Annotated in this window: 15 protein-coding genes; 6 read left to right on the forward strand and 9 right to left on the reverse strand. The window is 58.8% G+C overall.

What is annotated here, in order from left to right; translation table 11 throughout:
• Positions 1-2 precede the first annotated feature (2 nt).
• The gene (gene gnd / locus SLIT_RS01960) at positions 3-980 is read right to left on the reverse strand and encodes a phosphogluconate dehydrogenase (NAD(+)-dependent, decarboxylating) (protein ID WP_013028534.1); all 978 of its coding nucleotides are present in this window, start codon (positions 978-980) and stop codon (positions 3-5) included.
• Positions 981-1,286: 306 nt separating this feature from the next.
• On the opposite strand from gnd, the gene zwf reads away from it, so the two are divergent.
• Positions 1,287-2,798, forward strand: a complete 1,512-nt coding sequence (gene zwf / locus SLIT_RS01965; RefSeq protein ID WP_013028535.1) for a glucose-6-phosphate dehydrogenase — start codon at positions 1,287-1,289, stop codon at positions 2,796-2,798.
• Positions 2,799-2,816: 18 nt separating this feature from the next.
• Complete coding sequence (locus tag SLIT_RS01970; protein WP_049871027.1) at positions 2,817-5,183, forward strand: glycoside hydrolase family 15 protein; 2,367 nt, start codon at positions 2,817-2,819, stop codon at positions 5,181-5,183.
• Positions 5,184-5,295: 112 nt separating this feature from the next.
• Here the strand turns inward: SLIT_RS01970 and SLIT_RS01975 are convergent, their stop codons facing one another.
• From SLIT_RS01975 to SLIT_RS01995, 5 genes are read right to left on the reverse strand one after another with little or no spacing between them, the layout of a single operon-like run.
• Positions 5,296-5,724 (reverse strand): thioesterase family protein, encoded by a 429-nt coding sequence (locus tag SLIT_RS01975; protein ID WP_013028537.1) that lies wholly within the window; start codon positions 5,722-5,724, stop codon positions 5,296-5,298.
• Between the two features lie 19 nt (positions 5,725-5,743).
• Positions 5,744-7,873: a RelA/SpoT family protein gene (locus SLIT_RS01980; RefSeq protein WP_013028538.1), complete on the reverse strand. Its 2,130-nt coding sequence runs from the start codon at positions 7,871-7,873 to the stop codon at positions 5,744-5,746.
• Positions 7,874-7,920: 47 nt separating this feature from the next.
• Entirely contained in the window at positions 7,921-8,127 is a 207-nt protein-coding gene (rpoZ, locus tag SLIT_RS01985; protein WP_013028539.1) for a DNA-directed RNA polymerase subunit omega, read from the reverse strand.
• Positions 8,128-8,136: 9 nt separating this feature from the next.
• Positions 8,137-8,748, reverse strand: coding sequence for a guanylate kinase (gene gmk / locus SLIT_RS01990; RefSeq protein ID WP_013028540.1), 612 nt, complete (start codon positions 8,746-8,748; stop codon positions 8,137-8,139).
• A 9-nt stretch (positions 8,749-8,757) separates the two neighbouring features.
• Positions 8,758-9,624, reverse strand: coding sequence for a YicC/YloC family endoribonuclease (locus SLIT_RS01995; protein WP_013028541.1), 867 nt, complete (start codon positions 9,622-9,624; stop codon positions 8,758-8,760).
• Positions 9,625-9,714: 90 nt separating this feature from the next.
• On the opposite strand from SLIT_RS01995, the gene SLIT_RS02000 reads away from it, so the two are divergent.
• The 4 genes from SLIT_RS02000 (at position 9,715) to hemW (ending at position 13,267) form a co-directional block, all read left to right on the forward strand.
• Entirely contained in the window at positions 9,715-10,554 is an 840-nt protein-coding gene (locus tag SLIT_RS02000; protein WP_223293811.1) for a PP2C family protein-serine/threonine phosphatase, read from the forward strand.
• Between the two features lie 50 nt (positions 10,555-10,604).
• Positions 10,605-11,321, forward strand: coding sequence for a ribonuclease PH (gene rph / locus SLIT_RS02005; RefSeq protein ID WP_013028543.1), 717 nt, complete (start codon positions 10,605-10,607; stop codon positions 11,319-11,321).
• A 137-nt stretch (positions 11,322-11,458) separates the two neighbouring features.
• On the forward strand, positions 11,459-12,052 hold the full coding sequence (gene rdgB / locus SLIT_RS02010; protein ID WP_013028544.1) for an RdgB/HAM1 family non-canonical purine NTP pyrophosphatase: 594 nt from the start codon (positions 11,459-11,461) through the stop codon (positions 12,050-12,052).
• A 15-nt stretch (positions 12,053-12,067) separates the two neighbouring features.
• Positions 12,068-13,267, forward strand: coding sequence for a radical SAM family heme chaperone HemW (hemW, locus tag SLIT_RS02015; RefSeq protein ID WP_013028545.1), 1,200 nt, complete (start codon positions 12,068-12,070; stop codon positions 13,265-13,267).
• A 1-nt stretch (position 13,268) separates the two neighbouring features.
• On the opposite strand, the gene SLIT_RS02020 is transcribed toward hemW, so the two are convergent.
• From SLIT_RS02020 to trmB, 3 genes are all read right to left on the reverse strand, one after another.
• Entirely contained in the window at positions 13,269-13,736 is a 468-nt protein-coding gene (locus SLIT_RS02020; protein ID WP_013028546.1) for a PsiF family protein, read from the reverse strand.
• 267 nt (positions 13,737-14,003) lie between these two features.
• Positions 14,004-14,321 (reverse strand): hypothetical protein, encoded by a 318-nt coding sequence (locus SLIT_RS02025; protein ID WP_013028547.1) that lies wholly within the window; start codon positions 14,319-14,321, stop codon positions 14,004-14,006.
• Between the two features lie 155 nt (positions 14,322-14,476).
• Complete coding sequence (trmB, locus tag SLIT_RS02030; RefSeq protein WP_013028548.1) at positions 14,477-15,169, reverse strand: tRNA (guanosine(46)-N7)-methyltransferase TrmB; 693 nt, start codon at positions 15,167-15,169, stop codon at positions 14,477-14,479.
• Between the last annotated feature and the right edge of the window lie 28 nt (positions 15,170-15,197).

A 15,197-nucleotide genomic window follows, 5' to 3' on the forward strand; every position in this document is an offset into this window, starting at 1 on the left:
GACTATTTGTCGACCGGCTCGATGTGGCCGCCGAAGCCCTTGCGCATGGCAGACAGGACTTTCTCGGCGAACGTGTGCTCCTGTCGCGAGCGGAAGCGGGTGTAGAGTGCGGCGGTGAGCACATCGGCTGGCACAGCCTCGTCCAGGGCTGCCTGTACTGTCCAGCGGCCTTCGCCGGAGTCTTGTACAAAGCCGCTGTAATCGGACAGATCCGGGTTGCGTGCCAGCGCGTCTGCCGACAGATCCAGCAGCCAGGAAGTCACCACGCTGCCGCGTCTCCAGAGTTCGGCGATGTCGGCCAGATTCAGTTCGTAGCGCTGGTCCGCTGGCAGCGTGCCAGCATTGGCATTCCTGAGGATGTCGAAACCCTCGGCGTAAGCCTGCATCAGGCCATACTCGATTCCGTTGTGTATCATTTTGACGAAGTGGCCTGCACCTGATGGGCCGCAATGGAGCCAACCCTGTTCTGCGCTGCCGCCATTGGTCCTGCCCGGTGAAGGAGGAATTCCTGAATCTCCCGGTGCGAGCGTGCGGAATACGGGTTCCAGACGCTTGGCTGCCGCCGCATCGCCTCCCACCATCAGGCAATAACCGCGTTCCAGTCCCCACACTCCGCCGCTGGTGCCTGCATCCAGATAGTGTATGCCGCGCGCGGCAAGAATCTTTGCGCGTCGGATATCGTCCTTGAAATTGCTGTTGCCACCATCGACGATGACGTCGTCCGCCGCGAAGCAGGCTGCCAATTCCGCCACGGTGTTTTCGGTGACGTCACCCGCGGGCACCATGATCCATGCAGCGCGGGGCGGCGCGAGCTTTTCCGCCAATTCCTTCAGACTGGCGGCGCCGGTCGCCCCATCGGCGACCAGCTGTGCAACCGTATCCGGATTCCGATCGTACACCACGCACGCATGACCATCCCGCATCAAGCGACGCGCCATGTTGGCGCCCATCCGCCCGAGTCCCACCATTGCGATTTGCATCTTGGTATCTCCTTGTTGAGTGATGGTTCTGCAAGAACTCAGTGAATCATACCCGCCAGCTTTGAAGAAGAAACGAAATAGCTGCGATCGTGCTGGCATAAAACATCCACCGAGAAAGTCAGCAGGAATTAAGACGGCTGGAACGCAAATAGGTTGCACTTGGCGAAGACTTTTCCGAATCGCTCACACTTGCAACGTGAAGAAAGTGGAAGTTGTCTTTGCGTTTGTCTGCATGTCATTGGATGAAGATGGAACGTTCGGTGATGACGCGAGTCTCATTGCGAGTGCGTCAAGGAGAACAACAAGATGAAAACGACGACTATTCCCAACGACACCCTGTTTGTTCTGTTTGGTGCGGAAGGCGACCTCTCATGGCGCCTGGTGATTCCAGCACTGTTCAATCTATTTCTCGATGGACATCTGCCGCAACGATTTCACTTGATAGCCGTGGATCGTGCAGATACTGATGCCGCTGCACTTGCCGCCCACTATCTCAAGGGCGTCACTGAGAATTCGCGCAAGGGTGCTCCGCAGCCGGAAGAATGGAAGGGATTTGCCGGATCGATTCGCTACATCAAGGCGGATGCGACCAAGCTGGAAGGTTTCAAAATATTGGCCGATACACTGGATGCACAAGAGGCCGAATGGGCAAGCAAAGCTGAGCGCGTATTCTATCTTGCCACACCACCATCCTTATTTGAGCTCATTGCCATCGGGCTTGGTGCAGCAGGCCTGGCGCAGGATCGGGAACGCGTGCGTCTGGTCGTCGAGAAACCTCTTGGCAGCGACCTGGAATCGTTTCGTGAGATCAATACTGCCCTGTGCCGAATCTTCGAAGAGCGGCAGCTATTTCGCATCGACCATTTCCTCGGCAAGGAGACCGTGCAGAACATTCTGGCCATGCGTTTCGCGAATCCGATCTTTGAGCCGATCTGGAACCGGCGTTATGTGGATCATGTCACCATCACTGCCGCCGAAACGCTGGGGGTCGAGAAACGCGGCGGCTATTATGAGCATGCCGGTGCTCTGCGCGATATGGTGCAGAACCATTTGATCCAGTTGCTGTGCCTGGTTGCCATGGAACCTCCCGTGTCCTACGACGCCGACGACATCAGAAACAGGAAAGTCGACGTCCTGCATGCTTTGCGCCAGATCGCTCCCGATGATGTGGACAGGGTCGCCTCCCGTGGCCAATACGCTGAGGGATGGATCCATGGTGACAAACTGCCGCCTTATCGAGCAGAGCCGGGTGTGGATCCGCATTCCAACATCGAGACTTATGCTGCGCTCAAATTGTATGTCGACAACTGGCGCTGGCAGGATGTGCCGTTCTACTTGCGCACCGGCAAGCGCATGGCATCGGATGTTTCGGAGATATCCATCCGTTTCCGCGATGTACCGCATCACGCCTTTCCGGCATCGGTCGGCTTGAACACGCAACCGGTCAGGCTCGTCATTCAACTGAATCCTGAACAGGGTATCGTGCTCAAGTTCATGGCCAAGGAACCAGGTTCACCATTGCGATTGCGTCCCGTCGATATGCGCTTCAGCTACAAGGAGGCGTTCCAGGTCGATTCGCCGGCAGCATACGAGACCTTGTTATGGGATGTCATGCTTGGCGATGCCACTTTGTTCATGAGGGCGGATCAGGTGGAAGCAGCGTGGAAGCTGCTGATGCCGATCCTCAGGGTCTGGGCCGAGAATCCGGCATCGGACTTCCCCAATTATGCGGCCGGATCGTGGGGGCCCGAATCATCCGATCTGCTGGTCGCATGCGACGGCAACAGTTGGCTGGCACCGACCCTGACAAAGCCGTAACGCCTCTCGATGACGAAGATGATTGAACAGATAAACAGTGCAGGTGCGCCGGGCAGTCCCGGCATTGCGCCGACCTGGTGCAGCAGCGCCAAGGAAATCGTTGGGTGTTCCCTGGGGGCATCTCGCGTGTGGTTCACCATCGGCGGCGGGATCATCAACGAAGTCTTCTATCCGCGCGTCGATATCCCGCAGATCCGTGATCTCGGCTTCATCGTTGCCGACGACCAGGGTTTCTGGGTAGAAGTGAAGCGCATGGACAGCCATAAGCTGGTATGGGCAGCGCAGGGAGTTCCCGCACTGGAGGTGGTTCATCAACATGAACGTTTCACATTAACACTTCGGATCGCACCTGATCGTCAACGCGATGTATTGCTGATCGATGTCAGGCTTGAGGGTGAGTCGGGACTGCGGCCTTATGCGCTGCTTGCACCGCACCTCGGCGGCAGTGGTCATGACAATCAGGCTGAGGTCGGCAGCTATCGCAATCATCGAGTGCTGTGGGCAGAGCAAGGGCCATACGGGTTGGCCCTTGCCGCTGCAGATGGCAGGCAGCGTGATGCCTGGTTTCGTGCCGGCGCGGGGTATGTCGGGGCAAGCGATGGGTGGCAGGATTTTTCCCGGCACGGCAGGATGGAATGGCAATATCCGCGAGCCGGTCCCGGCAACGTGTCTCTGATGGGTGAGCTGCCCAGGCAAGCGACCCTTGCCCTGGGTTTCGCGGGCAGCAGGGAATCGGCGGCCACCCTGGCGATCTCCGCCCTGAAGCGGCCGTTCGAGGAACCTTGGCAACAGCTGCTTGGCGACTGGTCGGCATGGCACCACCGCTGCGTTGAGCAGCGCGAATTTCAACATGAAATCCCGGACCCGTTGCGCGACCAGTTCTATACATCTGCCATGGTATTGCGAGTCCATCAGGACAAGATCCATCTGGGTGCGATGGTCGCCAGCCTTAGCGTTCCCTGGGGGAATACGCGCGACGAACGCGGCGGGTATCACCTGGTCTGGCCCCGTGATCTGGTGGAAAGTGCAGGGGCATTGTTGGCGCTGGGCGCTGAAGACGAAGCGAGGGATATCCTGCGTTATCTTATCGCGACGCAACATGCTGACGGACACTGGTATCAGAATCAGTGGCTGGGCGGGAAACCATACTGGCAAGGAGTCCAGCTCGATGAAGTCGCGTTTCCGGTCCTGCTTGCAGCAAGGCTGGCGGAGCGCGGTGCATTGCAAGGCATAGAAGTCGCCGACATGGTCAAGCGTGCAATCGGGTTCATCGCCCGGACCGGTCCGATCAGTCAGCAGGATCGCTGGGAAGAAGATACCGGGATCAATGCGTTCACTCTGTCGGTATGTATCTCTGCTTTGGTGGCGGGGGCGGAATGGCTTGATGCTGAACCGCGTGAATTCGTTCTGGATCTCGCGGATTACTGGAACGCGCATGTCGAAGACTGGACCGTGGTCTATGACACGGAACTGGCACGCCGCATCGGTGTTCGTGGCTATTACATCCGCAACGCCCCAACGGAACGCGATATCAACCCGCGTGCGCTCCTTGATGTGTTGCCGATCAAGAACAGGTCGGCCGAAACGGTATTGTCCGCCGCAGAGCAGGTCGGCATCGATTTTCTGCAACTGGTGCGCTTCGGCCTGCGTCAGGCACATGACCCTTTGATCGTCGACAGTCTCCGCGTCATCGATGAGCTGCTGAAAGTGGTCACGCCGAGCGGTCCTTCGTGGCATCGCTATAACGGCGACGGTTATGGCGAACATAACGACGGGGAGCCGTTCGATGGTGTGGGACAGGGGCGTGCATGGCCGTTGCTGACAGGCGAGCGAGGGCACTATGAACTCGCTGCCGGGAAAGACCCCTTGTTCTATCTGGAAGCAATGGTCGCCATGAGCGGCAACGGCGGCATGATTCCGGAACAAGTGTGGGACAGCGATCCCATTCCGGCCAAAGGGCTCTATCCCGGGCGTCCCAGCGGTTCAGCCATGCCTTTGGTCTGGGCGCATGCGGAGTACATCAAACTCCTGATATCCAGGCAACTCGGTCATCCGTTCGACCGGCCGGCCGCAGCTTGGCAACGCTATCATGGTGTGCGACCGGCGATCAGGCATGCGATCTGGTCGTCGCAACATCAGATCCGGAAGATCGGCAGCGGTCAGGCATTGTTCATCATGGTGTATGAGCCAAGCATCATTCATTGGAGTGCAAATGGATGGCAATCTGCGCAAGACACGCCGACCCGGGACACCGGTCTTGGGCTTCATTTCGCGGAACTGGGCACACTGGCCGTGCATCCGGGGCGCATCGACTTCACGATCCAGCGTGTGGATACAGGTGAATGGCTGGGCCACAACTGTATTGTCGAGATAGGAAGCGGTTAATCAGAAGTCGAATGATGGTTGCCGAGAAATATGAATGCCCGATTAGCGATAGCCCGACCGACTGAGCCTGTGACTTTTGTAGATGGCATATCGGTGACATGAACCAGGCACGCTAAGTGTCGGAGCGCCTCATTTTTTCGCCTATCTTGGCTTCGAACTTTTCCCTGTTGATGATGAAACGTTCATGCCGCCCCTTGGAGATCACTTCCACTCCGTCGTGAGCCTCGACCTGAAAGACCAGTTTTCTGCCATCGACCTCCACCAGTTCGACCAGGGCTGTCACTTCAAGGCCGGGCGGAGTGGCTGCCTGGTGGCTGACGTTGATGTGCGTGCCCACGGTCTGTTCTGCCGGCCAGTCGATGTGGGGATTGATGCATTTGATGCAGGCCCATTCGAGGAAGCCGACCAGAAATCCCGTGGCGAACACTTCCGGCATGGCCAGGAATTCCTCGGCTTCGGGATACAGTGCCGGAACGGTCTTGGAGGAAGGCACGAGGAATCTGTGCTCGTAGCGGATGCCGGGTTTCAGGGTGTCTTTCATTTTGGACTCCTGTCTGGATTCATGCAGGGATGCTTTTTACCCGGGTGATGCGGATCACTTCCTGGATCCTGCGCAAGCCGCGCATGACGCTGGCCAGGTGCTGCCGGTTGTTCACCTGCAGGGTGAAGTAGAGCGCGGTGTATTCGCCTTCGCTGGTGAAGTGGACGTTCTCGATGTTGGAGTCGGCATTGGCGATGGCGGCCGCGACTTTTGCCAGCACACCGCGCTGGTTGGCGACGATGAGCTTGATGCTGACATCGAACAGTTTGTTGATGTTCTTGTCCCACACCACGTCCATCCATTCTTCGCTGCTGCCGCGTCCCTTGCGCAAGCTGGGACAATCGTGTGTGTGCACGACGAGCCCGAGTCCGCTTTTGATGACGCCGATGATGGGGTCGCCGGGGATGGGGCGGCAGCATTTGGCGTATTGCACGGCCATGCCTTCGTTGCCGAGCAGCGTGATGATGCCGCTGTAATTGGTGTCCGTGCGCGTGCTTTCGCTTTCATTCAGCTTGGCCAGTTGACGCGCGATGACCATGTTCAGGCGGCGCCCCAGTCCGATGTCGGCGAATATCTCCTGTTGGGATTTTGCGCTGGTCTCGTTCAATACGCGCTCCCAGCATGCATCCGGGATGTCCTGCAGCCTGATGCCGAGTGTGCTCAATGCCTGGCTCAACAGGCGTTCGCCAAGCTTGGCGGACTCTTCCAGGTGCATGGTCTTCAGCGAGTGGCGTATCTCGCCGCGCGCCTTGCTGGTGACGACATAGCTCAACCATGCCGGATTGGGGTGGGCGAGGGTGGCGGTGACGATCTCGACGCGGTCGCCGTTATGCAGCTCGGTGCGCAGGGGTACGAGCTCGCCATTCACTTTGGCCGCGACGCAGCGGTTGCCGATGTCGGTGTGCACGCTGTAGGCGAAATCCACCGTGGTGGCGCCGCGCGGCAATGCGTAGATCTTGCCCTTGGGCGAGAACACATACACCTCGTCCGGGAACAGGTCGACCTTCAGGTGCTCGAGGAACTCGACCGAATCGCCGCTTTGCGCGAGGCTCTCCAGCAGGCTCTGCAGCCATTGGTGCGTCTTCTGGTGCAGGTCGTTGATCTGCACTTCAGAGGTCTTGTACAGCCAGTGCGAGGCGACGCCGCTCTCTGCCAGCTTGTTCATCTCGTGGGTGCGTATCTGCACTTCGATCGGCGTGCCGAACGGCCCGAACAGTGTGGAATGCAACGACTGGTAGCCGTTCGCCTTGGGGATGGCGATGTAATCCTTGAATTTGCCAGGAAAGGGTTTGTACAGGGCGTGCAGCACACCCAGTGCGACATAGCATGAGGGCACGTCGTCGACCAGCACCCGGAAGCCGTAGATGTCCAGCACCTGGGCGAAGGCGAGCGACTTGGACTGCATCTTCTGGTAGATGCCGTAGAGGTGCTTCTCGCGGCCGCGTATCTCGGCCTTGATGTGGTTCTCGTCCAGGCGCTGGCGGATCGCCTCGAGTATCTTGCTGACCACCTCGCGCCGGTTGCCGCGCGCGACCTTGAGCGCTTTCGACAGCACCGCATAGCGGTTCGGGTAGAGGTATTTGAAACTCAGGTCTTCCAGTTCCTGATACAGCGTGTTCAGGCCCAGGCGGTTGGCGATGGGGGCATAGATGTCCATCGTTTCGCGGGCGATGCGTTCGCTTTTTTCCTTCGATACCGAATCCAGCGTGCGCATGTTGTGCAGGCGGTCGGCGAGCTTGATGAGGATGACGCGCACATCGCGCGCCATCGCCATCAGCATTTTGCGGAAGTTCTCCGCCTGCGCGTCTTCCTTGGTCTCGAATTTGAGCTTGTCCAGCTTGCTCAGCCCGTCCACCAGTTCGGCCACGGGTTTGCCGAACTGCTCGCCAATCTGTTCGATGCTGATGCTGGTGTCTTCCGCCACGTCGTGCAGCAGGGCGGCGGTGATGGCCTGGGCATCGAGATGCAGCGGGGTCAGGATGCGGGCGACCGCGATGGGGTGGGTGATGTAGGGGGCGCCGGATTGGCGCAGCTGGCCCTGATGTGCGGTACGGCTGAAGTCGAGCGCGGACTCGATCTGCGCCACATCCTTTGGCTTCAGATAGGCGGAGACTTCCTGGAGAAGGATTTCAGCATCTGTCAGTGGCATAGAACATGTAGCAGGATAGCCGCCGGATGAGTCACGGCGGCATACGGTCAGGCCATGCCGCGGTTCAGGATCTCGATGCCGACTTTGCCTTCGCTGATCTCGCGCAAGGCGACAACGGTTGCCTTGTCCTTGCTGTTCTCAACTAGGTAGCCGGCGCCGTTGGCCAGCTGACGAGCGCGATAGGCTGCTGCCAGGGTCAACTCAAAGCGGTTGGGGATATGCTTCATGCAATCTTCGACGGTGATGCGTGCCATGGTGTGCTCCTATTTGTGCAATTGGTTGATGAGTGCCGCGTGACGTGAGAGTTGGCTGTCGCGGCGCAGACCTACGGAGATGATCACCGCGTCCAGCTGCCGCAATGCCTCGTCCAGCTTGTCGTTGATGATAACATAGTCGAACTCGGCCACATGCGAGATGTCTTCCCGCGCGGCCTGCAGGCGGCGGGCGATCACCTCGGCGCTGTCCTGGCCGCGGCCGTGCAGGCGCGTTTCCAGCGCAGACAGCGACGGCGGCAGGATGAAGATGGAGATGGCGTGCGGCATCAGCCGGCGTACCTGCTCAGCGCCCTGCCAGTCGATCTCCAGCAGGATGTCGCGTCCCGAGGCAAGCTCCTTTTCGATCCATGGCTGCGAGGTCCCGTACAGGTTGCCGTAGACCTCGGCACTTTCCAGGAAGTCCCCGCGTTTCGCCATCTCCAGGAAGATCTCCCGGCTGACGAAATGGTAGTCCTTGCCGTCCGTTTCGCCGGGGCGCGGTGCGCGCGTGGTGTAGGAGATGGAAAGGTCGATGTGGCTGTTGCTTTTGAGCAGCGCGCTGACCAGGCTGGTCTTGCCTGCTCCCGACGGTGCGCTGACGATGAAAAGATTGCCGGACATGCTGTTCTCCTATTCGATGTTCTGTACCTGTTCGCGCATCTGCTCGATGAGTATCTTGATATCCATCGCGGCGCGCGAGACTTCGGCATCTACGGATTTTGAGCCGAGCGTGTTGGCTTCGCGGTGCAGTTCCTGCATCAGGAAGTCGAGCCGCTTGCCGACCGCGCCGCCTTTGTCCAGTACGCGCCGGACTTCGGCGAGGTGGGTCTGCAGGCGCGAAAGTTCCTCGTCCACGTCGATCTTGCTGGCGTACAGGGTGATCTCCTGGCGTACGCGTTCGTCATCGTCGCTGCCCAGCGCTTCGAGCAGTCGCGTGCGCAGTTTGGCTTCGTAAGCGGTGATGGCAGACGGGATGCGCGGTGCTACTGCCGCGCGCAAAGTCTCGATCTGCACTACGCGCTCAAGCAGGAAGGACTTGAGTTTTTCGCCCTCGCGCTGGCGCGCGGCGGCAAAATCCTGCAATGCCTTTTGCAGTAGTGCATGCAGGTTGTCGTGCAAGGTCTCGGCCGAAAGCGCGGGGCTTTCCAGCACGCCGTCCCAGCGTAGCACGTCCGCAACGGAAAGCTCGCGGGCATCCGGCAGCATTTCGCGCACCTGGGCGCTCCATGCGGACAGTTGTTCCAGCAGCACCTGATTCATGCGGGCTGGCTGTTGCGCGGAATGGCGCGAGGCAAGGTTGATGCGGCATTCCGCCTTGCCCCGGCTGATCTGCGCCGAGATGGCTTCGCGCAGGATGGGTTCCAGTGTGCGCAGTTCGTCCGGCATGCGCAGTTGCAGGTCCAGATAGCGATGATTGACCGAGCGCAGCTCGAGGGTGAGCGAGCCGGAGTCCAGTTCGGTGGAGACGGCGGCGAAGCCGGTCATGCTGTATATCATTGATATGTCTCCGGGCGAAGTGGAAAAAACATGGGCTGAACGGCGCGCATTATATTACGATTGCACCTGACCACAGACTCCCGCGGAGTATTGGGCAATAAAAAAACTAGGGAGAAGATGAAGTTCGCAGTCCATCAGGCCAATCACATCGGCGGTCGCAAGTACAACCAGGACCGGGTGGGATATGCCTATACCAATGACGCGCTGCTGCTAGTGCTGGCTGACGGCATGGGCGGACATCTGCATGGCGAGATCGCCGCGCAGATCGCCGTGCATACCTTCATGCGCGCGTTCGCCCGTCTGGAGCACTCGCGCGTGAAAGAGCCGGAGGTGTTCCTGCGTGCCACCATGCGTGCCGGGCACGATGCCATCTTCGACTATGCGCGCGCGGAAAGTCTGGGCGGCAACCCCGGTACGACCTGCGTCGCCGCGCTGGTCCAGGATGGCCAGATATGGTGTGCGCATGCGGGCGATTCGCGTTTCTACCTGTTGCGAGAGAACAAGGTGGCCGCCGTGACGCGCGACCATTCCGTGGTGCAGCAATGGGCGGACTGGGGCATCATCAGCGCGGACGAGATGAAGACCCATCCCGACCGCAACAAGATCACCAACTGCCTGGGCGGCGTGGAAGACATGTTCTATGTCGATGTCGCGCAACCCGCGGCTGTGCAATCCGGGGACACAGTGCTGTTGTGCAGCGACGGTTTCTGGAGCCCGCTGACCGACGAGGAAATGGCCAAATTGTCATCCGTGCCGGCCATGTCGCAGAGGCTGGATGAGCTGATCGAGATGGCGGTGTATCGCGAAGGTGCGCGTGCCGACAATACCACCGCCGTGGTGGCTCGCTTGCGTGACAGCGAGGAAGAGCATGGCACCAAGATCCCGGTGTGCGTCATGCTGGACGAGCAGCCTGCACCAAAGAATTTCTGAGCAAGTCCGTTATGATCCGCCCGTTTCTCAACACTTCCGAGGTTCCATCCATGCGTCCCAGTCAGCGTAAGCACGACCAGCTGCGTGCCATCCGTATCACCCGTCATTACACCAAGCATGCCGAGGGTTCTGTGCTCATCGAGTGCGGCGACACCAAGGTCATCTGTACCGCCAGCGTGGAAGAGCGCGTGCCGCCGCACAAGAAGGGCAGCGGCGAAGGCTGGGTGACTGCCGAATACGGCATGCTGCCGCGTTCCACCGGCGAGCGCATGAGCCGCGAGGCGGCCAAGGGCAAACAGTCCGGCCGCACGCAGGAGATCCAGCGCCTGATCGGGCGCAGCCTGCGCGCCGTGGTCGATCTCGGCAAGCTCGGCGAGCGCACCGTCACGCTGGACTGCGATGTGATCCAGGCCGACGGCGGCACCCGTACTGCCAGCATCACCGGCGCTTTCGTGGCCTTGAGCGATGCGGTTGCGGCGCTCATGCAGCAAGGGCTGGTGAAGGAGAATCCGCTCAAGCACGCCGTCGCCGCCATTTCGGTCGGCATCTACCAGGGCATCCCGGTGCTCGATCTCGACTACCTGGAAGATTCGGACTGCGATACCGACATGAACGTGGTGATGCTGGGCAACGGCCACTTCGTCGAAGTGCAGGGTACTGCCGAAGGACATGCCTTCTCGCGCGAGGAGATGGACACGTTGCTGGAACTGGCCAAGCACGGCATCACGCAACTGGTGGCGATGCAGCAGAAGGCGCTGCAAGGCTGATGCTCCGCAAGCCGCATGCACAGGCAACCTGCAGGCATATATCCTGGAACTCGCCGTCATTCGGGCATCCTGCGGCATATGTCCTGAAGATGCCCGTTCCTGTTGGCTTGCAGGCATGATCATATAAGACGGACGACATGGAAAAACTGGTCATCGCATCCAACAATCCCGGCAAACTGCGCGAGTTCGAGAAGATGCTCGCGCCGCTGGGCATCGAGGTACTCACGCAAGCGCAACTCGGCATCTCCGAGGCGGAGGAGCCGCACTGCACCTTCGTCGAGAACGCGCTGGCCAAGGCGCGTCACGTCAGCCGCGCAAGCGGCTTGCCGGCGCTGGCGGACGATTCCGGCATCTGCGTCGAGGCGCTGGGCGGCGCGCCCGGCGTGCTGTCGGCGCGTTATGCGGGTAACAATCCCAAATCGGACCGGCGCAACAACGACAGGCTGCTGCAGGACATGCAGGGTGTGACGGACCGCCGCGCGCACTATTATTGCGTGCTGGTGCTGGTGCGCCATGCCGACGACCCGCAACCCGTCATCGCCGAGGGCGAGTGGTGGGGCGAGATCGCGCACGAGGAGCGCGGCGACGGTGGTTTCGGCTATGACCCGATGTTCTGGCTGCCTGAGTTTGGCAAGATGAGCGCGGAGCTGACACACGACGAGAAGGCGCAGATCAGCCACCGTGCCAAGGCGCTCAAGGTCTTGCTGGAAAAGCTGAAGCTCAAGCATTAGGTGACGCTGCAGCTCATGTCTACCCATCCTCTGCAACCCGTCGGCATCAAGGCGCAGGCGGTGAATTTCCAGGCATTGCCGCCGCTGTCGCTGTATATCCACATTCCATGGTGCGTGCGCAAATGCCCGTATTGCGATTTCAATTCGCACGCGGCACGCGGCGCTATCCCCGAGAAACAATACGTCGCCGCGCTGGTGCGCGACCTGGAGATGGCGCTGCCGCTGATCTGGGGGCGCAAGGTCTATACCGTGTTCTTCGGCGGCGGTACGCCCAGTCTGTTGAGCGGCGAGGTCCTGGCGGAGATACTGCGTCAGGTGCGCATGCTGCTGCCGCTGGACATCAACGCCGAGATCACTCTGGAAGCGAATCCGGGCACGGTGGAGGCGGACAAGTTCGCGCGGTTCAGGGAGGCGGGCGTGAACCGTCTTTCGCTCGGCATCCAGAGTTTCAACGACACCCACCTGCAGGCACTGGGGCGCATCCATTCATCTGCGGAAGCCCGGAGTGCGATCGGGATCGCGCAACAGCATTTCGACAACATCAATCTCGACCTGATGTACGCGCTGCCGCAGCAGACGCTGGAAGAAGCGCTGCAGGATGTGCAGACTGCGCTGCAATACCGACCGCAACATCTTTCCTGCTACCACCTGACGCTGGAACCGAACACCCTGTTCGCGCACCAGCCGCCGCCTTTGCCGGACGACGATGCCAGCAGCGACATGCAACTGGCGATCGAAGCGCTGCTGGCGACGCACGGTTACCAGCATTACGAGACTTCGGCGTTCGCGCAGCCGGGGCGCCGCTCGCGGCATAACCTGAATTACTGGCAGTTCGGCGATTATCTTGGCATAGGCGCGGGCGCGCACAGCAAGCTGAGTTTTCACGACAAGGTGCTGCGGCAGGCGCGTTACAAGCAACCCCAGGCCTACATGGAGGCTGTGGCTCGTGGCGAACCGGTGCAGGACGAGCATGAAGTGGCGCATGCCGAGCTTGCGTTTGAGTTCATGATGAATGCGCTGCGCCTGAACGAAGGGTTCGATAGCACGCTGTTCCAGGAGCGTACGAGTTTGCCGCTGTTATCGATACGGCGCGAGCTGGATGCGGCAGAAAAACGTGGCTTGCTGTTTCAGGACCATAAAAAAATCGCCCCGACCGAGGCGGGGCGACGTTTTCTTAACGACCTGCTGCAGTTATTCCTGCACGATAAGGCCTGAATTACTGTCCTTCACTTTCTTTTGCAGGTGCGGCGGCCGGCTTGGCGCTTTTTTTGGCTTTCTTGCCGTGACTCTTCTGTTTCTTGACGGTCTTGTGCGGAGGAGTGCTCTTGGGCTTGCTGCTTGAGGCCGGCTTGTGGGCCAGGGAGACGGTCTTGCCGGGCTGGGCCTTTGCCAGAGATTCGGCTTCGTTCTTGTTCATGCATTCGGCGTGGTAATTGGCCTTTTCATTTCCCTGCAGTTTCTTGTTCCTGGCATTCTGCTCGCAACGGGCAATCTTTTGCTTGCGCTCTTCTTCCTTGATGTTGGCAGGATCCTGGGCTTTTTCCAGGCAGGATTTCATGAATTCCTTGCGTTCGGAAGGCTGAAGTTTCTCGGCCCTGGCGGAGCAATCGCTGCCTTGTAGCGCCAATGCAGGTGTTGCGACAGTAATCAGTAACAAACAAGTCAGTGAGGCGATGTACTTCATGAATGCTCCTTGGGTTTATCAAAAGTGGCTACTCGAATGTGCTTGTCTGGGCAAAGCTACCAGCGCCCGTTCACGTTAAATCAAGATCGCATCGTGCGCAAATATTTTTAACGCCATGTATCTTGGCTAAAAAATGCTGTTCATGAAAATACCAATGTGACAAATGGCAGTCCCCAAATGAGTCGCCCCGACAGGGTCGGGGCGGCTTTTGTACGAATTACTGCATTGGCTTTGATATGGCAAACCAACTCCAAGAGTCTGGATAAGTCACATCTTTGGATGCGGATTGCTCTTGTCGAAGTCGTTTTCCTTGTAGCAATGCTTCAGATAAGCAGCTTTCTTCTCGCCTTCCAGTTTCATGTTCATGGCATTTGTGTCGCAATGCTGTTCTTTATCGTGCTGTTCTTCCTTGGCGGATTTTTCTTCCGCTTCGTGCTTCAAGCAGGATTCCATGAATTTTGCGTGTTCGGCAGTGTCGGTGATCTTTGCCGCTTTGGCCGAGCATTCGTTGGTCATCTCGTGTGCAAAAGTGGGTGCGGCAACGATTGCCAGCAATAAACTGGATAATGCGATGATGTATTTCATGTTGGCTCCTCGAAAGTTTTTAATGACTCTTTGATTGGCTCCGTGTGAATTACATATAGAGCGCTGCTTTTGAATGACTCAAAGAGTGCTACTGCAGCGTTTGAAATATTAATACAAATTTAACATTTGTTTGATCATATTTTTATCTTGGCGATTCAGTCGGTTTTTTTTGTGAAAACCAGGTCCCACACCCCATGCCCCAGCTTTAATCCGCGGAGCTCGAACTTGGTGAGTGGCCGGTAGGCAGGGCGCGGTGCGTAATCCATGGCGGTGTTCTGCAGCATGGGTTCCGAGCCTAATACTTTCAGCACTTGCTCGGCGTAATCCCTCCAATCCGTGGCGACGTGGATATATCCGCCCGGTTTGAGTTTCTGTACCAGTTGCGCAACGAAGGGCGCCTGGATCAGGCGGCGCTTGTTGTGACGTGCCTTGTGCCAGGGATCCGGGAAGAAGATGTGCACGCCGTCGAGTACGCCATCGCCCAGCATGTCGCGCAGGACTTCCACCGCATCATGCTGAATGATGCGGATATTGCCCAGCTGCTGGGCATCTGTCAGTTTGAGCAGATTACCCACTCCCGGGGTATGGACTTCAAGTGCGAGGTAATCATTTTCGGGATGTGCCTGTGCGATGGTCGCAGTGCTGTCGCCCATGCCGAAGCCGATCTCGAGGATTTTTGGCGCGGTGCGGCCAAAGGCCTGGTCCAGATCGAGCGAGCACGGTTTGTAGGGAATGCCAAAACGCGGCAGTAGCGTATCGATGGCACGTTGTTGCGCAACCGATACGCGCCCTTGACGCAATACGAAGCTGCGGATGTGACGCTTAGAAAGATCGGGAGTCTCGTCCATGTTGTCGGGCGTGTTTGTCGTTCAGTTC

This window comes from Sideroxydans lithotrophicus ES-1, assembly GCF_000025705.1.
GTDB classification, from domain to species: Bacteria; Pseudomonadota; Gammaproteobacteria; order Burkholderiales; family Gallionellaceae; genus Sideroxyarcus; species Sideroxyarcus lithotrophicus.